This window comes from Streptomyces sp. BV286, from assembly GCF_019090165.1.
Lineage (GTDB): Bacteria > Actinomycetota > Actinomycetes > Streptomycetales > Streptomycetaceae > Streptomyces.
The window spans coordinates 1-20,996 of sequence record NZ_JAHRIB010000212.1; the positions used below are offsets into that span (position 1 = coordinate 1).

Here is a 20,996-nt window from a genome sequence, read left to right on the forward strand (position 1 = left end):
AGACGTCGTTTCACTTGGTGAGTCGGCGGTGGTTGATGAGGCTGGTGGCGATGGCGGTGAAGGCCAGGAAGTGTTCGGGCTTGCGTTCGTAGCGTCGGTGGAGGCGGCGGCATCCGCTGAGCCAGGACATGGTGCGCTCGACCACCCAGCGGTGTCGGCCCAGGCGTTGTGAGTTCTCGACACCGCGGCGGGCGATGCGAGGAACGATGTTCCGCTCACGGAGCCATCGACGCAGGTAGGGATAGTCGTAGCCCTTGTCGCCGTGGAGCTTTGCCGGCCGGCGACGCCGCGGACCGCGAGGACTGCGGACCGGCGGGATCCCCATGACCAGCGGTTGCAGGGCCAGGCTGTCGTGGGTGTTGGCGGCCGAGATCGCGACAGAGACGGGCAGGCCGGCACGGTCGACGACAAGATGGATTTTCGATCCCAACTTGCCGCGGTCGGTCGGATTCGGTCCCGTCAACTGCCCCCTTTGAGGGCGCGGACACTGACCGAGTCCACGGCGAATCGTGACCAGTCCAATCCCCCCTGAGCACCGAGTTCATCGAGGATGACGCGGTGCAGGCGAGCCCACACACGCTGCTGAGTCCACCGCGCGAAACGTCGGTAGACGGTGGGCCAGACTGGCCCGAACACCGGCGGCAACTGCCGCCAGGAACAGCCCGACGTGGCCACGAACACGATCGCGGTCAGGCATTCACGGTCCCCGGCCCGCCGACGGCCCCCGCCCTGCGGACGCACCACCACCGTCTCCGGCACCACCCGCCGAAACAGCTCCCACAACTCATCCGAGACCAGATGCTCAGCAAGACTTGTCATACCAACACAACGACTCTCCTCGCCAAAGGAAACGTCGTCTAAAGGAGTCCTGTGAGTGGGCGGACGGCTACAGACCCGGAATCCGTCCGTTACGGAACAGGTCCACGAAGATCTGGTGGTCGGCCCGCGCGCGGGCGCCGTAGTCGTGCGCGAAGTCCACGAGGAGGTCGCCGAAGCTGTCCTCGTCGCCCGCGATCGCCGCGTCGATGGCGCGCTCCGTGGAGAACGGCACCAGCTCCGAGTGGCCGCTCTCGTCGTCCGCCGCCGCGTGCATGGTCGCGGTGGACCGGCCCAGGTCGGCGACGACCGCCGCGATCTCCTCAGGGTCGTCGATGTCGCTCCAGTCGAGGTCCACCGCGTACGGCGAGACCTCGGCGACCAGCTGGCCCGCGCCGTCCAGCTCGGTCCAGCCCAGCCACGGGTCGGCGTGCGCCTGGAGGGCACGCTGAGAGATCACCGTGCGGTGGCCCTCGTGCTGGAAGTAGTCACGGATCGAGGGGTCCGTGACGTGCCGGGAGACGGCCGGGGTCTGGGCCTGCTTGATGTAGATCACCACATCGTTCTCCAGGGCGTCCGTGGCGCCCTCCAGGAGGATGTTGTACGAGGGCAGACCGGCCGAGCCGATGCCGATGCCGCGGCGGCCCACGACGTCCTTCACCCGGTACGAGTCCGGGCGGTCCAGGGACGACTCCGGCAGGGTCTCCAGATAGCCGTCGAAGGCGGCCAGGACCTTGTAACGGGTGGCCGCGTCCAGCTCGATGGAGCCGCCGCCCGGCGCGAAGCGGCGCTCGAAGTCGCGGATCTCCGTCATCGAGTCGAGCAGCCCGAAGCGGGTCAGCGAGCGGGCGTCACGCAGGGCGTCCAGGAGCGGGCCCTGCGCGGTGTCCAGCGTGAAGGGCGGCACCTCGTCGCTCTTGGCGCCCGTCGCGAGGGCGTGGATGCGCTCGCGGTAGGCGGCCGCGTACGTCCGGACGAGGGCGGTGATCTGCTCGTCGCTCAGGGCCTTCGCGTAGCCGATCAGGGCCAGGGAGGCCGCGAGGCGCTTGAGGTCCCAGGTGAAGGGGCCGACATACGCCTCGTCGAAGTCGTTCACGTTGAAGATCAGGCGGCCCTGGGCGTCCATGTACGTGCCGAAGTTCTCCGCGTGGAGGTCGCCGTGGATCCACACGCGCGAGGTGCGCTCGTCCAGATACGGCCCGCTGTGCGTGGCCGCCTCCTGCTCCAGGTCCTGGTAGAAGAGCCCTGCCGTCCCGCGGTAGAACGCGAACGCCGAGGCCGCCATCTTCCGGAACTTCACGCGGAACGCGGCCGGGTCGGCGGCCAGCAGATCGCCGAAGGCGGTGTCGAAGACGGCGAGGATCTGTTCCCCGCGCTGCTCGGCGTTGAGCTGCGGAACCGACATCGGTAGGTGCCTCCTGGTGCAGGTGGTGCATGACGAACAGGACGGAATGTGCCGTCCGCCGTGACGGATGTCTCCGTCATCCTCCAACGGACGGGAGTTCGCGGGAGTGCCCGTTTCCCCCGTACGAAGGTACGGGGGAGACAGCTCCGTGTGTCAGTGCTCAGGCATAGACTTCGACGCTGTCCGCCAGACTGTCCGCAGCCTGTCGGGAGCTCGTCGACGCCAGTTCTTCTTGGAGGCCGAAGCCGTGTCAAAGCCGCCGTTCACGCACCTGCACGTCCACACCCAGTACTCGCTGCTGGACGGTGCCGCGCGGCTCAAGGACATGTTCAACGCGTGCAACGAGATGGGTATGTCCCATATCGCCATGTCCGACCACGGCAACCTCCATGGGGCGTACGACTTCTTCCACTCGGCCAAGAAGGCCGGCGTCACGCCGATCATCGGGATCGAGGCGTACGTCGCCCCCGAGTCGCGGCGCAACAAGCGCAAGATCAAGTGGGGCCAGCCGCACCAGAAGCGGGACGACGTCTCCGGCTCCGGCGGTTACACCCACAAGACGATCTGGGCGGCGAACAGCACAGGGCTGCACAACCTGTTCAAGCTCTCCTCGGACGCATACGCGGAGGGCTGGCTGCAGAAGTGGCCCCGCATGGACAAGGAGACCATCTCCCAGTGGTCCGAGGGCCTGATCGCCTCCACGGGCTGCCCCTCCGGCGAGCTGCAGACCCGCCTGCGCCTGGGCCAGTTCGACGAGGCGGTGAAGGCGGCCTCGGAGTACCAGGACATCTTCGGCAAGGACCGGTACTTCCTGGAGCTGATGGACCACGGCATCGAGATCGAGAGCAGGGTCCGCGAGGACCTGCTGCGGGTCGGCAAGAAGCTGGGTATCCCCCCGCTGGTGACGAACGACTCCCACTACACGTACGCGCACGAGGCCACCGCGCACGACGCGCTGCTGTGCATCCAGACCGGCAAGAACCTCTCCGACCCGGACCGCTTCCGCTTCGACGGGACCGGTTACTACCTGAAGTCGACGGACGAGATGTACGCCGTCGACTCCTCGGACGCCTGGCAGGAAGGGTGCGCGAACACCCTTCTGGTGGCCGAGCAGATCGACACGACGGGCATGTTCGAGGCGAAGAACCTCATGCCGAAGTTCGACATCCCCGACGGCTTCACCGAGGTCACCTGGTTCCAGGAGGAGGTGCGCCGCGGCATGGCGCGCCGCTTCCCCGGCGGCGTCCCCGACGACCGCCAGAAGCAGGCCGAGTACGAGATGGACGTCATCATCCAGATGGGGTTCCCGGGGTACTTCCTCGTCGTCGCCGACTTCATCATGTGGGCCAAGAAGCAGGGCATCGCGGTCGGCCCCGGCCGTGGTTCCGCGGCCGGTTCGATCGTGTCGTACGCCATGGGCATCACCGACCTCGACCCCATCCCGCACGGTCTGATCTTCGAGCGGTTCCTCAACCCCGAGCGCGTCTCCATGCCCGACGTCGACATCGACTTCGACGAGCGCAGGCGCGTCGAGGTGATCAGGTACGTGACGGAGAAGTACGGCGCCGACAAGGTCGCCATGATCGGCACGTACGGCAAGATCAAGGCGAAGAACGCCATCAAGGACTCCGCGCGCGTGCTGGGCTACCCGTACGCGATGGGCGACCGGCTCACCAAGGCGATGCCCGCCGACGTCCTCGGCAAGGGCATCGACCTGAACGGCATCACCGACCCCTCGCACCCGCGCTACGGCGAGGCCGGCGAGATCCGGGGGATGTACGAGAACGAGCCGGACGTGAAGAAGGTCATCGACACCGCGAAGGGCGTCGAGGGCCTGGTCCGGCAGATGGGTGTGCACGCGGCCGGCGTGATCATGTCCAGCGAGCCCATCGTTGACCACGCCCCGCTCTGGACGCGCCACACCGACGGCGTCACCATCACGCAGTGGGACTACCCGCAGTGCGAGTCGCTCGGCCTGCTGAAGATGGACTTCCTGGGCCTGCGCAACCTCACGATCATGGACGACGCCATCAAGATGGTGAAGGCCAACAAGGGCATCGACCTGGAGATGCTCTCCCTCCCGCTGGACGACCCCAAGACCTTCGAACTGCTCTGCCGCGGTGAGACCCTCGGCGTCTTCCAGTTCGACGGCGGTCCGATGCGCTCGCTGCTCCGCCAGATGCAGCCCGACAACTTCGAGGACATCTCCGCCGTCTCGGCCCTCTACCGGCCGGGCCCGATGGGCATGAACTCGCACATCAACTACGCGGAGCGCAAGAACAAGCGCCAGGAGATCACGCCGATCCACAAGGAGCTGGAGGAGCCGCTCGAAGAGGTTCTGGCGGTCACCTACGGTCTGATCGTCTACCAGGAGCAGGTCCAGAAGGCCGCCCAGATCATCGCCGGCTACTCGCTCGGTGAGGCCGACATCCTCCGCCGCGTGATGGGCAAGAAGAAGCCCGAGGAACTGGCGAAGAACTTCGTCCTCTACCAGGCGGGCGCCCGGAAGAACGGCTACAGCGACGAGGCGATCCAGGCCCTGTGGGACGTGCTGGTCCCCTTCGCCGGCTACGCGTTCAACAAGGCCCACTCGGCCGCGTACGGACTGGTCTCCTACTGGACCGGCTACCTGAAGGCGAACTACCCGGCCGAGTACATGGCCGCGCTGCTCACCTCGGTCAAGGACGACAAGGACAAGTCGGCGGTCTACCTCAACGAGTGCCGACGCATGAAGATCAAGGTCCTGCCGCCGAACGTCAACGAGTCGGAGCAGAACTTCGCCGCGCAGGGCGACGACGTGATCCTCTTCGGCCTCTCGGCGGTCCGCAACGTCGGTACGAACGTCGTCGAGTCGATCATCCGCAGCCGCAAGGCCAAGGGGAAGTACGCCTCGTTCCCCGACTACCTCGACAAGGTCGAGGCGGCCGCCTGCAACAAGCGCACCACGGAGTCGCTCATCAAGGCCGGCGCCTTCGACACGATGGGGCACACCCGCAAGGGCCTCACCGCGCACTTCGAGCCGATGATCGACAACGTGGTCGCGGTGAAGAGGAAAGAGGCCGAGGGGCAGTTCGACCTCTTCGGCGGCATGGGCGAGGAGGACACCAGCGAGCCCGGCTTCGGTCTCGACGTCGAGTTCACCACCGACGAGTGGGACAAGGCCTACCTGCTCGCCCAGGAGCGGGAGATGCTCGGTCTGTACGTCTCCGACCACCCGCTCTTCGGCCTGGAGCACGTGCTGTCCGACAAGGCCGACGCGGGCATCGCCCAGCTCACCGGCGGTGAGCACGGGGACGGCGCGGTCGTCACCATCGGCGGCATCATCTCCGGCCTCCAGCGCAAGATGACCAAACAGGGCAACGCCTGGGCCATCGCCACCGTCGAGGACCTCGCCGGCTCCATCGAGTGCATGTTCTTCCCCGCGACCTACCAGCTGGTGTCCACCCAACTCGTCGAGGACGCCGTCGTGTTCGTCAAGGGACGCCTCGACAAGCGCGAGGACGTACCCCGCCTGGTCGCGATGGAGCTGCAGGTCCCGGACCTGTCGAACGCGGGCACCAACGCGCCCGTGATCCTCACCATCCCGGCCCTGAAGATCACCCCGCCCATGATCAGCAGGCTCGGCGAGATCCTCAGCCACCACAAGGGCGAGAGCGAGGTGCGGATCAGGCTCCAGGGCCCGAGCAGGACCACGGTGCTGCGGCTCGACCGGCACCGGGTGAAGCCGGACCCCGCGCTCTTCGGCGACCTGAAGGTGCTGCTCGGCCCGTCCTGCCTGGCCACCGGCTGACCGTCTCCTGATCCACGCGAGCCACCGGTTCCATGCCGGTCACCGGTTCCAGGCGGGTCTCCGGACCGATGCCGGTCCTCCGGAACCGCGCGAGGGGCGCACCCGCTGCCGGGTGCGCCCCTCGACGTGTGCCAGGGCCGTAACGGCCCGTGCGCCTGCCTCAGTTGTGGCCGAAGCGCTTCTGGTGCTTACGGGCAACATCGGCGGGGCTGCCCTGGGCCTGCGACATCGGCGACTGCTGCGCCTCCGCCGAGGACCGGTCGGCCTGCTCCTGCGCACGCTCGGCCTGCGAGGAGCGGTCCTGCTGGCCGCCCTGCTTGCGGTTCTTGTTCTTGGCCATGACGATCTGCCTCCTACGGGGGATCTAGGGGCCAGGGCCGGGACCAGACTCACATAGGCTGAGAAGTCACGCATTTCGGAGAATTACCGTGCGTAATAAGGCCTGTCGGTGAGTGCTCCTCCGATCCGCCACGCCGAAGATCGAGTTCCGGCCGTTAACCTCCGCGTGGTCGGGCAGACTCGAAGGAAGCCCGAAGCAAACCTCCCGGAAAGAGGGTGGATCGCGTGGACCGCTGCATTGTCCTGGTGGACGCCGGTTATCTGCTCGGGGCCGCTGCCAGTCTCCTCGCCGGGGAACCCTCGCGATCCCGGATCACCGTTGACCACGCCGCCCTCATCCAGGGGCTGCGCGAGCGCGCCGAGTCCGAGACGGAACGGCCCCTGCTGCGCATCTACTGGTTCGACGGGGCCCCCGACCGCGTACCGCAGCCGGAGCACCGCAGGCTGCGGGTGATGCCCAGAGTCACGGTGCGCCTTGGTGCGCTCACCCGCAGTGACGGGCGGTGGGCGCAGAAGGGTGTGGATGCCGCCATGCACGCCGAGCTCACGGAACTGGCGCGCAACCGTGCCTGCTCCGACGTCGTGCTCGTCACCGGTGACGGGGATCTGCTGCCCGGCATGATGGCCGCCAAGGAGCACGGGGTCGCCGTGCACCTGTGGGCCGTGCAGGCCGCGGACGGCGACTACAACCAGTCGGAGGACCTCGTCGCCGAGGCCGACGAGCGCCGCGTACTCGACCGGATCTGGATCACCAAGGCCGTACGGGCCAAGGAACTCGGCGGGATCTGCGCGCCGGCGCCCGTGCCGCGGCCCGAGATCGCCGCGATCCTCTCCGCGCCGCTGCCCGAGTCCGCGCCGAGCTCCACGGGTGAGCGGGCCGCCCGGGAGACCGAGCACGCACAGGCCGACCCCGGGGAGAACGGCGCGGAGGCGCGGGTACCGGCCGCCAAGGGCGTGCCGACGCCCAAGGACCTTGCCGCGCTGCGCGCGCCCGGCGCCCCCGGAGCGCAGGCCCCCCAGCAACCCGCGAGCGCCACGCTCCGCTGGTCCTCCGACAAGGGGTGGGTCGACCGGCCCGGCACCGCCGCCGAGTCCGCGGAGGCCGCGCTGCTGCCGACGCTCGCGCAGCTCACCTCGGCGGAGCAGCGGTGGGCCGACCGCGAGGAGGACATCACGACGGTGGGCGGTGACCCCTACGAGGTCGGGCAGGTCTTCGCGCGGCGGTGGATGGAGCGGCTGTCGGACCAGGCGCAGTTGCCGAAGCTGTCCACGATGTATCCGCGGGTGCCGCACCGCATCGACGGTGAGCTGCTGCGGTATGCCGCGCGGTTCGGGCTGCTCGCCCACAAGGACGACCAGATCGACGAGCACGACCGGTATGCGATTCGGGCCGGGTTCTGGCGGGAGATCGACGTACGGACCGGGGCCGAGCACGCTCCCGCGGGGGAGTAGAGGGGGCGGACGCCGACGCCGACGGGGTGTTGTGTGTGATCCGCGGGTGAGTGGGGGCTTGTCGCGCAGTTCCCCGCGCCCCTCACGGGGCGCTGTTCCGCGTCCCTGATGTGGCCGATATCGGGCGTATCCCCGCCCCGGGCGTCGCCGGGTGTCCGTGACCCCGTACTCTCAATTCTCGTGAGTACGCGCACCGCACAGGCAGTCCGGGACGGGCACGGTGGGGATGTCGTGTGCGCGGTGCGGGATCTTACGAAGACGTATCCGGCGGTGCGCGGACGGCGCGGGGCACCCGGAACACCCGAGGTGCGGGCCACCGACGGGGTACGGATCGACATCAGGCGAGGCGAGATCTTCGGCCTGCTCGGGCCGAACGGCGCCGGCAAGACCACCCTCGTACGCCAGCTGACCGGGCTGATGCGCCCGGACCGCGGCAGCGTCGAGATCCTCGGGCACGACGTCGTGCGCCACCCCGAGCGGGCGGCGCGCATCCTCGCCTACCTCGGTCAGGAGTCCACCGCGCTCGACGAGCTGACCGTGTCCCTTGCTGCGGAGACCACCGGACGCCTGCGCGGGCTGGACGCGCGCGCCGCCCGGGCCGAGCGTGACGCGGTCCTGGAGGAGCTGGGACTCACCGCCCTGGCCTCGCGGCCCCTGAAGAAGCTCTCCGGCGGTCAGCGGCGGCTCGCCTGCTTCGCCACCGCGCTCGTCGGCGCCCGGCCGTTCCTCGTCCTCGACGAGCCGACCACCGGCATGGACCCCGTCGCCCGCCGTGCCGTCTGGGGCGCCGTCGACCGGCGCCGGGCCGAGCACGCCACGACGGTCCTCCTGGTCACCCACAACGTCATCGAGGCGGAGACGGTCCTCGACCGCGTCGCCGTACTCGACAAGGGCCGCGTCATCGCCTGCGACACCCCCTCCGGGCTGAAGGAACAGGTCGCCGGCGAGGTGCGCCTCGACCTCGTCTGGCGCGAGCGCGCGCCGCTCGACGTGCCCGAGGTCGCCGCCCTGCGCGACCGCGCCGTAGAGTCGGGCCGTCGCTGGTCGCTGCGGCTCGCCCCCGAGGAGGCCCGCGCGGCCGTGGCGGCGGTCACCGGGGGCGCGGCCTTCGCCGCCCTGGACGACTTCACGCTCGCCACCCCGAGCCTGGAGGACGTGTATCTGGCACTGGGCGGCAGCACCGGCAACGTACGGGGGCTGGTCAAGGCATGAGCACGCGGGCCCCCGCAGCCGTACGGAACAGGTACAGGACGACAGCCGAAGCGAACAGGAGCCGCTCGACGTGAGTGTCGTACCCGCCGAGGTCCTGCCCGGCGTAGCCCGCGCGGACGCGAACCGGGGCGTGGACACCGAGGACGGTGCCCGTGCCGTGGCCGCGCTCGGGCCGCGCGCGCGGCTGTGGCCGGCGCTGGCCGCCGTCTACCGGGCACAGCTCTCCCGGGCCCGGGTGGCGCGGATCCCCCTGCTGTTCGTGGCGACGTTCCAGTCCGTCGGGATCATGGTCCTGATGCGGGGGGTCGTGGACGGCGGCGACGAGGCGCGGGCGGTGGTCGCCGGTTCGTCGGTCCTCGTGGTCGCGTTCGTCGCGCTCAACCTGCTCGCCCAGTACTTCGGTCAGCTGCGTGCCAGCGGCGGTCTCGACCACTACGCGACGCTGCCCGTGCCGCCCGCCGCCGTCGTGCTGGGCGCGGCCGCCGCGTACGCCTCCTTCACCGTGCCCGGGACGCTCGTGACCGCCGTCGTGGGCAGTGTGCTCTTCCAGCTGCCGATGACGCACCTGTGGATCCTCGTCGCCGTCATCCCGCTCGCGGGCGCGGCCCTCGCCGGGCTCGGAGCGGCGCTCGGACTCCTTGCGCCGCGTCCGGAACTGGCCACGCTGCTCGGCCAGTTGGGCATGTCGGCCGCGCTGCTGCTCGGCGTGCTGCCGCCGGACCGGCTGCCCACGGTCGTCCAGTACGCGCGTGACCTGCTGCCTTCCACCTATGGCGTCGAGGCCCTCGGGCTGACCTTCGGGCCGGACCCGGACTGGGGCGTCGTCCTGCTCGACCTCGCCGTGTGCGCGGGCGTCGGTGTCGCCTCGCTGGCCGTCGCGACCTGGGCCTACCGCCGGGCGGCCGTCCGGTGACGCGGCCCGGGGGCGGGCCTGGCACGATGTCAGTGTGACCGCACCGCTGACTCCGCCACCGCAGCCGAACGACCAGCCTCCGCACCACACCTGGCAGGCGCCGCCGCCCGGGTACGGGCTCGGTCATGAGGAGGACGGTCCCGGGCTGAGGACGGAACTGCGCGAGGCCGCGATCGTCACGGTCGCGATGGCGCTCGGCGGGGTGCTGCTCGGTGTCCTGTGGTGGTGGCTGGCGCCGCACGTACCGCTCGTCTCGGACAGCACGGCGGTCTATCTCAAGGACACGGAGGGCGAGCAGGCGGTCGGCGTCGACGGCATGTTCACCCTGCTGGCACTCGGCTTCGGCCTGGTCAGCGCGCTCGCCGTGTTCCTCGTACGGCGTCGGGGCGGCATCCCGCTCGTCCTCGCGCTCACCGTCGGCGGCATCCTCGGCTCGCTGCTCGCCTGGCGCCTCGGCATCTGGCTCGGCCCCACCCAGGACGTGATCGGGCACGCCAAGGAGGTCGGCAAGGGAGTCGTCTTCGACGCCCCGCTGGAGCTCGGTGCCAAGGGCGCCCTGCTCGCCTGGTCCCTCTCGGCCCTGCTGATCCACCTCGGCCTGACGGCCCTGTTCGCCCCGCGGGACCCGGAACCCGACCAGTACCCGTACCCGCCGGGCCCTCCTGCCTGACGACGCGACCCGGGGGCGGCGGGCGGGCCGCCGTCCGGGTGCGCGGCACCGGTGCAAGGGTGCGGGGCCCCGCCGCGTGTGCGCGACGAGGCCCCACGGAAGCTCATGTGCCCTCAACCACCAGGTGGGCGGCTACCAGTGGTCCGCGGCCTACGAGGGCCTGCGTCCGTGGTTCGCCCGTCCCTTCCTGACCCGCCACTTCCGCTTGCGCGTCTTCTTCGACATGTCCTCGGTACTTAACCGAGAACCCGGCCTCCGTCGAGGGGTCATGCACGCCCGACAGGTGCCAGAACCGCGTCCGTGAGCTTCACCAGGTCGTCCGGAGCGAGCTCGACCTCGAGCCCCCGCCGCCCCGCCGACACGCAGATCGTGGCGTGCGAGCCCGCGGAGGCGTCCAGCACGGTGCGGAGCCTCCTGCGCTGCCCGAGCGGCGAGATTCCCCCGCGGACGTACCCCGTGGTGCGCTCCGCGGCGGCCGGATCGGCCATCGCGGCCCGTTTGCCGCCGACCGCCGCCGCCAGTGCCTTCAGGTCGAGGGAGCCCGCCACGGGCACCACGGCGACCGTCAGCTCTCCGTCGACGTCCGCGACCAGCGTCTTGAAGACCCGGTCGGGCGAGACGCCCATCGCCTCGGCGGCCTCCTCGCCGTACGAGGGATGCGCCGGATCGTGTGCGTAGGCGTGGACCGTGAACCCGACGCCTGCCGCGGTGAGTGCCACGGTCGCCGGTGTCCCGCCGGTCTGCTGCTGCTTCTTCGACTTCTTCGCCAAGAGATCCTTCTTCGCCGCCGGGAGACCTGCACCCGCGCCGGTCCGGTGCCCGCGCCGGTCCCGTGCCCGCTCACTGCCTGCGCGGGTCCGAGCAGACAGGGCTCACGTCAGTTGAGGCTCGTCGGCCCGCGCGTCAGCTCCGACGCGGGCAACGACGGCAGATTGCGGATGATCGCGGTCTCCGCCCGCAGCAGCGTCAGCTCCTCGCGCAGGCGGGCCGCCGTGTCCGGAGCCTGGAGCAGTCGCTGTTTCGCCGGGACGTCGAGCATCGCCGCGGCCGCGACCAGGTAGGAGACGACCGCCGGCTCGTCCGGCAGGTCGGCCCCGGTCGACAGGGACCGCTCCCGCGCCCCCGCCAGCCGCTTCTGGTACTGCCGGAAAGCCCGCAGCACCCCCTCGGCGAGCGCCCCCGCCTCTTCGCCGGGCTCTTCCGCCAGCTCCTCCAGCTCGGCCGTCAGATAGGCCCCCGAGGCGTCCACGGACAGCAGCCTCACCCGGGTCGTCCCGGTGGCGAGCACCTCGAAGCTGCCGTCGGCCCGCTCCCGGACGGTGGCGGCGTCGGCGACGCACCCCACCGTGTGGAAGGCCTTCACCGGGTCGTCGCCGAAGCCGGCCGAGGGCCCGCTCTGCGGCACGGCCGTCTGGTCCGGCATGCCGGGTGCGGTGCGCGCCACCTCGTGGCCGTCGCGGATGGCGACGACGGCGAACCGGCGCGGTTCGTCCTCCGGGGTCTTCAGCAGATCGCGCATCATCGCGCGATAGCGCTCCTCGAAGACGTTCAGAGGCAGGACGAGCCCGGGGAACAGCACCGAGTTCAGGGGGAAGAGTGGGAGCCGGACGGTGGTCACGACGCAAAATCCTAATGGTCACCGGAGGGCGTACGTCCGTCGTGCTCACTTTGTGGATACGGAAGATCCCTGTTGCGTGTTCTCAGCGGTCTGTCCGAGGCCACCTGGAGCCGGATTCCGTCCCGCAGTTCGAGGAACTGGCCGAGCGGATCGCCCGAGACACGGTCCCAGGGGAACGAGGTGGCGTACGGGCCGATCCTGCGCAGCTGCTCGAGCGCGTCCTCCCAGCGTTCGAGCCGGATCAGCACGTAGGTGAGCAGATTGCGGACCTCGGCGGGCCACGGGTCGCCGTCCGCGTACTCCGCGGAGAGGGCGACGGCCAGGTCGGCGGCCGCGTCGAGGCGCTTGCGGCTCACGGCCGCCCCGCCGCCCTCGGTCAGGTAGGCGAAGGCCGCGCGGACGGGCAGTGCCTGGATCAGGGAACCCGGCAGCGCGTCCTGCGCGGCCCGCTCGGCGAAGTCGAAGCACTCGCGGTGCGATCCGTACCAGGCGGCCGACAGGTACTGCAGGGCGGCCACGTGGCAGCCGTAGTGGTGCGGGGAGCGGCGCACGGCCTGGGCCCACAGCTGCTCGAAGTCGGTGTGCGGCGCGTTCGTGCCCCGGGCGTGGTCGAGGGCGATGCGCCAGGGCACCGGATCGCGCGGGGAGCTCTCGGCGGCGGCGGAGATCAGCGGCCCGACCTGGCGGAGCAGCTCGGCGCGGGCCGGTGACTCCCAGCTCCGGCACACCGCCAGCTCGGCCTTGACCAGGGTCGCGTCCGGGTCGTGCGGGGCGGCGGACCGCCACTCGTCGAACCACTCGCCGCGGGAGAGGGCGAAGGCGGCGAGGCGGATCGTGTACCGGTCCCGGTTCTCCCACTCGGCGGCCTCACGGGTGGCGGCCAGCAGCTTGCCGGCCGGTCCGTACTCGCCGCGGCCCGCCGCGACCAGGGCCGGACCGAGCCGTTCGTCCGGGACGTCGAGGAGCACCTCGTCGTCGGCGGGCAGTCCGGCGGCGAGGCTCGACGTGTTCCTGGCCATCCGGGCCGTACGGAGGAGCGCGCGCAGCAGTGCCATGGTGCTGCCCATTGAAATCCGCAGGTCGGACGCGTACCAGAGGGAGCGCGGTGACGCTTTTGTAACCGTGTATTGGTTGCGTGTGGAAGGGTCAAGGACAGGTAAAAGGTGACTGTTCCTCACATGTCGATCGGCTGTGCGGCCCTCATGCGCAGGGCGGGGCGGCTCAGCCCCTGCGGAGGGTGCGGGTGGCGCCCGCCGCCACTGTCGTCGCGAGGATCCAGCCCAGCAGGATCACCACCGCGGACAGCCACTGCCAGCCGCCGCGCAGCTGCCAGAAGCCGACCTGGCCGAGGTCGATGACCGGCAGCAGCAGATCCAGTGCGAACAGCGCGGGGTTCCACGGCGGATGCTCACCCCTCTTCAGCGGCGGATGATCGGCGTGCGCGAACGCGACCGAGGTCGCCGCCCACAGCACGGCCATCCACACGGCCGCGCGCCCCGGCCGGTATCCGTAGGCGACCGTCCAGTCCTGCGCGTACCCCCACAGCTTGGCCGCGATCGGCAGGTTCTCGCGCCGGTGGCGCTGCTTGGCGAGCAGCACCTCGCGCGCGTCCTCGTCCTCGCCGCCGTTGCGCAGCACCGTGGCCAGCCGCTCGTACGGCTCCGGGTTGTACTCCGGGGTGGCCGCGGCGACCCACTGAAGGCGCCGGGCCAGCGGGAACGGGCCGCGCGGCACCAGGTACTCGTACTGGAAGCCGCCCATCTGCAGCTGGCCCGCGCCCGGCCAGCTGGCCGCCTGGTCGATGAGGGTGATCACCCGCGCGCCGTTCAGCACGATCCGGCCGCGCTGCGGGCGCTCGCCGAGGAAGCGCAGCTCGGGCACCTGGACGCGGCGCAGCGAGACCTCCTGGTCGTCGTGCAGGGTGAGGCGGGCCTGCTCCAGGTCCACCGCGTCCCCGAACCGGCCGTCGTCGAGCCGGATCCCGCCCGTGCACTCGAACCGCTGCACCCGGGTGCCCCGCGCGGGGGTGCGTCCGCTGCTCTGCACGGGGTCGGTGAGGCCCGCGGGGGTCAGGTACACCGTGCGCTCGACGGTCAGCTGCGGCGCGTTCAGTGCCCGGCGCCCGTACGGATTGGCCAGGCGGCTGCCGCGCAGGCTGAGCGAGACGCCCACCTTGGCGCCGCGCAGGCTCAGCTCGCCGTGCGACTCCAGCATCTCGGCCTGTAAATCCTGCCCAACGGTCATCCCGTCGCCGACGAGGGAGCTGCCGCGCCGGTCCCGGTAGATCACCGCCTGGTTGAGCAGCAGGTCCGTGCCGATGTGCGCGTCGGTCAGACGTACGCCGTTGTGGAAGCGGCAGCGCGGCAGATGCAGATCGCCCTCGGTGTGCAGCCGGGCCGCCTCCAGCCGCGGTATCGCGCAGTCCACCAGGCGCAGGGTGGTGAACCGGGACTCGGGCAGCAGGACCTCCTTCTCGAAGCGGCAGCCCTTCATCTCGACATACGGCTCGACGGTGCCGCCCGCGAGATCGAGCGTGTCGACGATCTGCACCCCGGTCAGCTTGAGGGAGGCCACGCGGCCGTCCAGCGCGGGCGGCCCGTCCAGCAGCAGCCAGCACACGATCCGTGCCCGCACGGTGCGCTCCGGGCCCCACGGGTGGCCGCCGTGCGGATCGTCGACGACGGTGTCTCCGGCACGCAGGTCGTACACGCTGCCGTTGCGGAACGCCTGCCACATGCCGGCCTCGGCGGCGGTCAGGTCGTCGGGCAGCTCACCGGCGCGGAGGCCGGCCCCCTCGGTCACGGTTTTCTCTCTCTCCTCTGCTACTCGCGGGTTTCGTACAGTTGTCCACGTGATGCCCACTGAGAGACCGCCTGAACACCCAGAGTGAAGGGGGTCACTCAGCGTCACCGTCAGGTGCGAATTCGGGCCACTTGCATTCCGGTGGTCCACGGCTCGTATCAGCCGTTGATACAGGCGTCCGGCGTCCGACGGCCGTCTGCGAGAATTGGGCATGTGATCTCTCGAATCGATCTGCGCGGCGACGCCCTCCCCGAGGGTTCCGCTCTGCGCGACCTGCTGCCCCGAGCCGACTTCGACGTCTCGGCCGCCCTGGAGAAGGTGCGTCCGATCTGCGAGGCCGTGCATCATCGGGGTGACGCGGCGCTGATCGACTACGCGGAGAGGTTCGACGGCGTCCGCCTGGAATCCGTACGGGTCCCGGCGCAGGCCCTCACCGACGCGCTCGACCGGCTCGACCCGGCCGTCCGCGCGGCCCTGGAGGAGTCGATCCGCCGCGCCCGGACCGTCCACCGCGAGCAGCGCCGCAGCACGCACACCACCCAGGTCGTGCCCGGCGGCTCGGTCACCGAGAAGTGGGTGCCCGTCGACCGGGTCGGGCTGTACGCGCCCGGCGGCCGGTCGGTCTACCCCTCGTCCGTGATCATGAACGTGGTACCGGCCCAGGAGGCGGGCGTCAGGTCGATCGCGCTCGCCTCACCCGCGCAGGCTGACTTCGGCGGCCTGCCCCACCCCACGATCCTCGCCGCCTGCGCGCTGCTCGGGATCGACGAGGTGTACGCGGCAGGCGGCGCGACCGCCGTGGCGATGTTCGCCTACGGCACCGAGTCCTGCCCGTCCGCCGTCATGGTCACCGGACCGGGCAACATCTGGGTCGCCGCCGCCAAGCGGTACTTCGCGGGCAGGATCGGCATCGACGCCGAGGCCGGCCCGACCGAGATCGCGATCCTCGCGGACGAGACCGCCGACCCGGTGCACGTGGCGTCCGACCTGATCAGCCAGGCCGAGCACGACCCGCTCGCGGCCGCCGTCCTCGTCACCGACTCGGTCGCGCTGGCCGACGCGGTCGCGAAGGAGCTGGAGCCACAGGTCGCCGCGACCAAGCACGTCGACGACCGGATCGTCCCGGCGCTGAGCGGCAGGCAGTCCGCGATCGTGCTGGTCGACGGCGTGGAGGAGGGCCTGCGCGTCGTCAACGCGTACGGCGCGGAGCACCTGGAGATCCAGACGGCCGACGCGAGCGCGGTCGCGGACCGCGTACGGAACGCGGGCGCGGTCTTCGTGGGCCCCTGGGCGCCCGTCTCGCTCGGCGACTACGCGGCCGGCTCCAACCACGTGCTCCCCACCGGCGGCTGCGCCTGCCACTCCTCGGGCCTGTCCGTCCAGTCCTTCCTGCGCGGCATCCACATCGTGGACTACACGCGCGAGGCGCTGGCCGAGGTCGCCCACCACGTGGTGACGCTCGCCGAGGCCGAGGACCTCCCTGCCCACGGCGCCGCCGTCAAGGCAAGGTTCGACTGGAAGGTGCCCAGCAAGTGACCGGCATCGACGACCTCCCCGTCCGCGACGAGCTGCGCGGGAAGTCCCCGTACGGCGCGCCCCAGCTCGACGTCCCGGTCCGGCTGAACACCAACGAGAACCCCTACCCGCTGCCCGAGCCGCTCGTCGAGCGGATCGCCGAGCGGGTGCGCGAGGCCGCCCGCAGCCTCAACCGCTACCCCGACCGGGACGCGGTGGAACTGCGCACGGAGCTCGCCGCCTATCTGACGAGGACCGGCGGACACGCGGTCGGTGTCGAGAACGTGTGGGCGGCCAACGGCTCGAACGAGGTCATCCAGCAGCTCCTGCAGACCTTCGGCGGGCCCGGCCGCACGGCGATCGGCTTCGAGCCCTCGTACTCGATGCACGCCCTGATCTCGCGCGGCACCGGCACCGGATGGATCTCCGGCCCCCGCAACGAGGACTTCACGGTCGACCTCGCCGCCGCCGAGAGGGCGATCGCCGAGCACCGGCCGGACGTCGTGTTCGTCACGACCCCCAACAACCCGACGGGCAACGCGGTTCCGCCCGAGACCGTCGTCGCGCTGTACGAGGCCGCGCAGGCCGCCAGGCCGTCCATGGTCGTCGTCGACGAGGCGTACGTCGAGTTCAGCCACGGCGACTCGCTGCTGCCCCTGCTCGAAGGTCGGCCGAATCTCGTCGTCTCGCGCACGATGTCGAAGGCGTTCGGCGCGGCCGGCCTGCGCCTCGGCTATCTCGCCGCGCACCCGGCCGTCGTGGACGCGGTCCAGCTCGTACGGCTGCCGTACCACCTGTCGGCCGTCACGCAGGCGACCGCGCTGGCCGCCCTGGAGCACACCGACACACTGCTGGGATACGTCGAGCAGCTGAAGACCGAGCGGGACCGGCTGGTCGCCGAACTGCGCGCGATCGGCTTCGACGTCACCGAGTCCGACGCCAACTTCGTCCAGTTCGGACGGTTCGACGGCGAGATGGGCTCGCACGAGGCCTGGCGGAAGATCCTCGACCGGGGAGTTCTGGTCCGGGACAACGGCGTACCGGGATGGCTGCGGGTCACCGCGGGCACCCCGGCCGAGAACGACGCGTTCCTCGACGCGGTCCGTGAACTGAAGAAGGAGCAGAGCGCATGAGCCGCGTAGGCCGTGTCGAACGGAACACCAAGGAGACCTCCGTCGTCGTCGAGATCGACCTCGACGGCAGCGGAAAGGTTGACGTGTCGACAGGCGTCGGCTTCTACGACCACATGCTCGACCAGCTCGGCCGGCACGGTCTGTTCGACCTGACCGTGAAGACCGAGGGCGACCTGCACATCGACTCCCACCACACCATCGAGGACACCGCCCTCGCGCTGGGCGGCGCCTTCAAGCAGGCGCTCGGCGACAAGGTGGGGATCTACCGCTTCGGCAACTGCACCGTCCCGCTGGACGAGTCGCTCGCCCAGGTGACCGTCGACCTCTCCGGCCGCCCGTACCTCGTGCACACGGAGCCCGAGAAGATGGCGCCGATGATCGGCGAGTACGACACGACGATGACCCGGCACATCCTGGAGTCCTTCGTCGCGCAGGCGCAGATCGCCCTGCACGTGCACGTGCCGTACGGGCGCAACGCCCACCACATCGTGGAGTGCCAGTTCAAGGCGCTCGCGCGGGCCCTGCGGTACGCCTCCGAGCGCGACCCGCGCGCGGCGGGCATCCTTCCCTCCACGAAGGGTGCGCTGTAAAGCCATGAGCGGCCTCTCCACCATCCTGATCGTCGTCGGGCTCTTCCTGCTCGGCGGGATCTACTCCTTCGTCAAACAGCAGATGCCCAAGAGCCTCATCGTCCTGCTGTCGATCGGCGCGGGCATGTGTCTCGTGGCAGGTGTCCTCCGACTGGAGGTGTGGAATTGAGTACCTCGGCAAAGCGCGTGGTCGTCTTCGACTACGGCTTCGGCAACGTCAGGTCCGCCGAGCGCGCACTCGCGCGCGCAGGCGCCGACGTCGAGATAACGCGCGACTACGACAAGGCCATGAACGCGGACGGGCTGCTCGTGCCCGGTGTCGGTGCCTTCGCCGCCTGCATGAGCGGGCTGAGGGAGGCGCGCGGCGACTGGATCGTCGGACGCCGGCTCGCCGGCGGCCGCCCGGTCATGGGCATCTGTGTCGGCATGCAGATCCTGTTCGCGCGGGGCATCGAGCACGGCGTCGAGACCGAGGGCCTCGACGAGTGGCCCGGCGCGGTCGAGCCGCTGCAGGCCGACATCGTGCCCCACATGGGCTGGAACACCGTCGACACACCGGCCGGCTCCCAGCTCTTCGCCGGCCTGGACGCGGACGCGCGCTACTACTTCGTGCACTCGTACGCCGTCCACGACTGGTCCCTGGAGACCGGGAACCCGGCGATGCGCTCCCCGCTCGTCACCTGGTCCACGCACGGCAAGCCCTTCGTGGCGGCCGTGGAGAACGGCGCCCTGTGGGCCACCCAGTTCCACCCCGAGAAGTCCGGCGACGCCGGAGCCCAGCTGCTCACCAACTGGATCGGAACCCTGTAGACCATGGCCAAGCTCGAACTCCTCCCCGCCGTCGACGTCCGTGACGGTCAGGCGGTCCGCCTCGTCCACGGCGAGTCCGGTACGGAGACCTCGTACGGCTCTCCTCTGGAGGCGGCCCTCGCCTGGCAGCGGTCGGGCGCCGAGTGGCTGCACCTCGTCGACCTGGACGCCGCGTTCGGCACGGGGGACAACCGCGCCCTGATCGCCGAGGTCGCCAAGGCGATGGACATCAAGGTGGAGCTGTCCGGCGGCATCCGTGACGACGACACCCTCGCCGCGGCCCTCGCCACCGGCTGCACCCGCGTGAACCTCGGCACCGCCGCCCTGGAGACCCCCGAGTGGGTCGCCAGGATCATCGCCGAGCACGGCGACAAGATCGCGGTCGGCCTCGACGTACGGGGCACCACCCTGCGCGGCCGCGGCTGGACCCGTGACGGCGGCGACCTCTACGAGACGCTGGAGCGCCTCGACAAGGAGGGCTGCGCGCGGTACGTCGTCACGGACATCGCCAAGGACGGCACCCTCCAGGGCCCGAACCTGGAACTCCTGAAGAACGTGTGCGCGGCGACCGACCGCCCTGTGGTGGCCTCCGGAGGTGTGTCCTCGCTGGACGACCTCCGTGCCATCGCCGAGCTGGTGTCCCTCGGTGTCGAGGGCGCGATCGTCGGAAAGGCCCTGTACGCGAAGGCGTTCACGCTGGAAGAGGCCCTGGCGGCGGTGTCCGCGTGAGCGCCGTACGACGCGTCACGACGGGCGCCCCCTGGGAGGAGGCGTTCGGCTACTCCCGCGCGGTGGAGCTGCCGAACGGCCTGGTCCTGGTCGCCGGCTGCACCTCCGTGGTGGACGGCCAGATCGTCGGGGGCGACCCGTACGAGCAGGCGGTCAACTCCTTCAACGTCGCGCTGGCGGCCCTGAAGCAGCTGGGCCTCGGCCGCGAGCACGTCGTCCGCACGCGTATGTACCTCACGCACGCCCGGGACGTGGAGGACATCGGGCGCGCCCACAAGGAGCTGTTCGACACCGTCCGGCCCGCGGCATCAATGATCATCGTCTCCGGTTTCGTGGACCCCGGTCTGGTGGTCGAGGTCGAGGTGGAGGCGTACCGAGAGGCGCCCGCGTCATGACCCTGGCCGTACGAGTCATCCCCTGCCTGGACGTCGACAACGGCCGGGTCGTCAAGGGCGTCAACTTCCAGAACCTGCGCGACGCGGGCGACCCCGTCGAGATGGCCAAGGTGTACGACGCCGAGGGCGCCGACGAGCTGACGTTCCTGGACATCACCGCGTCCTCCGGCAACCGCGAGACCACGTACGACGTGGTGCGCCGCACCGCCGAGCAGGTCTTCATCCCGCTGACGGTGGGCGGCGGCGTCCGTACGGCCGAGGACGTCGACAAGCTGCTGCGCGCGGGCGCGGACAAGGTCGGTGTGAACACCGCGGCCATCGCCCGCCCCGACCTGATCCGTGAGATCGCGGAGCGGTTCGGACGGCAGGTGCTGGTCCTGTCGGTGGACGCGCGCAGGACGGACACCGGCTCCTTCGAGGTGACCACCCACGGTGGCCGCAAGGGGACCGGCATCGACGCCGTGGAGTGGGCGCACCGGGCCGCCGAGCTGGGCGCGGGCGAGATCCTGCTCAACTCCATGGACGCGGACGGCACGAAGGACGGCTACGACATCGAGATGATCGAGGCCGTACGGGGGCACGTCACGGTTCCGGTCATCGCCTCCGGCGGCGCGGGCCGGCTCGACGACTTCCCGCCCGCCGTCGCCGCGGGCGCGGACGCCGTGCTCGCCGCGTCCGTCTTCCACTTCGGAGACCTGCGGATCGGCCAGGTCAAGCAGGCGCTGCGGGAGGCGGGCCACCCGGTGCGGTGATGCCTCGGTGAGGCCCTGGTGAGAAGTGCTCGGTGAGCCCCGGCTGCCTGACGGC

Annotated in this window: 20 protein-coding genes; 13 read left to right on the forward strand and 7 right to left on the reverse strand. The window is 70.6% G+C overall.

Annotated features, from left to right (window positions below):
• Positions 1-10 precede the first annotated feature (10 nt).
• Positions 11-819, reverse strand: a protein-coding gene (locus KUF83_RS40570) for an IS5 family transposase (protein WP_217456034.1) whose coding sequence is annotated in 2 segments (ribosomal slippage) — positions 11-469 and positions 472-819 — 807 coding nt in all. Because the reading frame shifts where the segments join, the coding sequence is not laid out codon by codon here.
• 67 nt (positions 820-886) lie between these two features.
• Positions 887-2,221: a DUF2252 domain-containing protein gene (locus tag KUF83_RS40575; RefSeq protein WP_217460138.1), complete on the reverse strand. Its 1,335-nt coding sequence runs from the start codon at positions 2,219-2,221 to the stop codon at positions 887-889.
• A gap of 247 nt (positions 2,222-2,468) precedes the next feature.
• On the opposite strand from KUF83_RS40575, the gene dnaE reads away from it, so the two are divergent.
• Positions 2,469-6,011, forward strand: coding sequence for a DNA polymerase III subunit alpha (gene dnaE, locus KUF83_RS40580; protein ID WP_217460139.1), 3,543 nt, complete (start codon positions 2,469-2,471; stop codon positions 6,009-6,011).
• 160 nt (positions 6,012-6,171) lie between these two features.
• Here the strand turns inward: dnaE and KUF83_RS40585 are convergent, their stop codons facing one another.
• Entirely contained in the window at positions 6,172-6,351 is a 180-nt protein-coding gene (locus KUF83_RS40585; RefSeq protein WP_143637796.1) for a hypothetical protein, read from the reverse strand.
• 224 nt (positions 6,352-6,575) lie between these two features.
• On the opposite strand from KUF83_RS40585, the gene KUF83_RS40590 reads away from it, so the two are divergent.
• The 4 genes from KUF83_RS40590 (at position 6,576) to KUF83_RS40605 (ending at position 10,597) form a co-directional block, all read left to right on the forward strand.
• Entirely contained in the window at positions 6,576-7,802 is a 1,227-nt protein-coding gene (locus KUF83_RS40590; RefSeq protein ID WP_217460140.1) for an NYN domain-containing protein, read from the forward strand.
• A 231-nt stretch (positions 7,803-8,033) separates the two neighbouring features.
• The gene (locus KUF83_RS40595; RefSeq protein ID WP_217460340.1) at positions 8,034-9,014 is read left to right on the forward strand and encodes an ABC transporter ATP-binding protein; all 981 of its coding nucleotides are present in this window, start codon (positions 8,034-8,036) and stop codon (positions 9,012-9,014) included.
• A gap of 70 nt (positions 9,015-9,084) precedes the next feature.
• Positions 9,085-9,927 carry an ABC transporter permease gene (locus KUF83_RS40600; protein WP_217460141.1) on the forward strand — a complete coding sequence of 281 codons (843 nt, stop codon included), beginning with the start codon at positions 9,085-9,087 and terminating at the stop codon, positions 9,925-9,927.
• Between the two features lie 34 nt (positions 9,928-9,961).
• Complete coding sequence (locus KUF83_RS40605; protein WP_217460142.1) at positions 9,962-10,597, forward strand: AAA family ATPase; 636 nt, start codon at positions 9,962-9,964, stop codon at positions 10,595-10,597.
• A 266-nt stretch (positions 10,598-10,863) separates the two neighbouring features.
• Here the strand turns inward: KUF83_RS40605 and ybaK are convergent, their stop codons facing one another.
• From ybaK to KUF83_RS40625, 4 genes are all read right to left on the reverse strand, one after another.
• Complete coding sequence (gene ybaK, locus KUF83_RS40610; RefSeq protein ID WP_217460143.1) at positions 10,864-11,367, reverse strand: Cys-tRNA(Pro) deacylase; 504 nt, start codon at positions 11,365-11,367, stop codon at positions 10,864-10,866.
• Between the two features lie 107 nt (positions 11,368-11,474).
• Complete coding sequence (locus KUF83_RS40615) at positions 11,475-12,215, reverse strand: LON peptidase substrate-binding domain-containing protein (protein WP_217460144.1); 741 nt, start codon at positions 12,213-12,215, stop codon at positions 11,475-11,477.
• Positions 12,216-12,226: 11 nt separating this feature from the next.
• Positions 12,227-13,282 (reverse strand): hypothetical protein, encoded by a 1,056-nt coding sequence (locus tag KUF83_RS40620; RefSeq protein ID WP_254645113.1) that lies wholly within the window; start codon positions 13,280-13,282, stop codon positions 12,227-12,229.
• A 154-nt stretch (positions 13,283-13,436) separates the two neighbouring features.
• Positions 13,437-15,017, reverse strand: coding sequence for an oxidoreductase (locus KUF83_RS40625; protein ID WP_217460145.1), 1,581 nt, complete (start codon positions 15,015-15,017; stop codon positions 13,437-13,439).
• 213 nt (positions 15,018-15,230) lie between these two features.
• On the opposite strand from KUF83_RS40625, the gene hisD reads away from it, so the two are divergent.
• From hisD to hisF, 8 genes are read left to right on the forward strand one after another with little or no spacing between them, the layout of a single operon-like run.
• Complete coding sequence (hisD, locus tag KUF83_RS40630; RefSeq protein WP_217460146.1) at positions 15,231-16,553, forward strand: histidinol dehydrogenase; 1,323 nt, start codon at positions 15,231-15,233, stop codon at positions 16,551-16,553.
• On the forward strand, positions 16,550-17,665 hold the full coding sequence (locus tag KUF83_RS40635; RefSeq protein ID WP_217460147.1) for a histidinol-phosphate transaminase: 1,116 nt from the start codon (positions 16,550-16,552) through the stop codon (positions 17,663-17,665). Before hisD ends, KUF83_RS40635 begins: the two co-directional genes overlap by 4 nt.
• On the forward strand, positions 17,662-18,255 hold the full coding sequence (gene hisB, locus KUF83_RS40640) for an imidazoleglycerol-phosphate dehydratase HisB (RefSeq protein WP_055518513.1): 594 nt from the start codon (positions 17,662-17,664) through the stop codon (positions 18,253-18,255). The genes KUF83_RS40635 and hisB overlap by 4 nt, the downstream gene beginning before the upstream one ends.
• Before the next feature lie 4 nt (positions 18,256-18,259).
• Positions 18,260-18,424 carry a hypothetical protein gene (locus tag KUF83_RS40645; RefSeq protein ID WP_217460148.1) on the forward strand — a complete coding sequence of 55 codons (165 nt, stop codon included), beginning with the start codon at positions 18,260-18,262 and terminating at the stop codon, positions 18,422-18,424.
• Positions 18,415-19,065 carry an imidazole glycerol phosphate synthase subunit HisH gene (gene hisH / locus KUF83_RS40650; RefSeq protein ID WP_217460149.1) on the forward strand — a complete coding sequence of 217 codons (651 nt, stop codon included), beginning with the start codon at positions 18,415-18,417 and terminating at the stop codon, positions 19,063-19,065. Before KUF83_RS40645 ends, hisH begins: the two co-directional genes overlap by 10 nt.
• Positions 19,066-19,068: 3 nt before the next feature.
• Entirely contained in the window at positions 19,069-19,794 is a 726-nt protein-coding gene (gene priA / locus KUF83_RS40655) for a bifunctional 1-(5-phosphoribosyl)-5-((5-phosphoribosylamino)methylideneamino)imidazole-4-carboxamide isomerase/phosphoribosylanthranilate isomerase PriA (protein WP_217460150.1), read from the forward strand.
• On the forward strand, positions 19,791-20,189 hold the full coding sequence (locus KUF83_RS40660) for a RidA family protein (protein WP_217460151.1): 399 nt from the start codon (positions 19,791-19,793) through the stop codon (positions 20,187-20,189). Before priA ends, KUF83_RS40660 begins: the two co-directional genes overlap by 4 nt.
• Positions 20,186-20,941 (forward strand): imidazole glycerol phosphate synthase subunit HisF, encoded by a 756-nt coding sequence (hisF, locus tag KUF83_RS40665; RefSeq protein ID WP_217460152.1) that lies wholly within the window; start codon positions 20,186-20,188, stop codon positions 20,939-20,941. Before KUF83_RS40660 ends, hisF begins: the two co-directional genes overlap by 4 nt.
• The last annotated feature ends 55 nt before the right edge of the window (positions 20,942-20,996 follow it).

Bases quoted from the DNA above. Each gene is read 5' to 3' on its own strand.
- priA (WP_217460150.1), top strand. From the start codon at position 19,069: ATGGCCAAGCTCGAACTCCTCCCCGCCGTCGACGTCCGTGACGGTCAG.
- KUF83_RS40645 (WP_217460148.1), top strand. From the start codon at position 18,260: ATGAGCGGCCTCTCCACCATCCTGATCGTCGTCGGGCTCTTCCTGCTC.
- KUF83_RS40620 (WP_254645113.1), bottom strand. From the start codon at position 13,282: ATGGGCAGCACCATGGCACTGCTGCGCGCGCTCCTCCGTACGGCCCGG.
- hisF (WP_217460152.1), top strand. From the start codon at position 20,186: ATGACCCTGGCCGTACGAGTCATCCCCTGCCTGGACGTCGACAACGGC.
- KUF83_RS40585 (WP_143637796.1), bottom strand. From the start codon at position 6,351: ATGGCCAAGAACAAGAACCGCAAGCAGGGCGGCCAGCAGGACCGCTCC.
- KUF83_RS40575 (WP_217460138.1), bottom strand. From the start codon at position 2,221: ATGTCGGTTCCGCAGCTCAACGCCGAGCAGCGCGGGGAACAGATCCTC.
- hisB (WP_055518513.1), top strand. From the start codon at position 17,662: ATGAGCCGCGTAGGCCGTGTCGAACGGAACACCAAGGAGACCTCCGTC.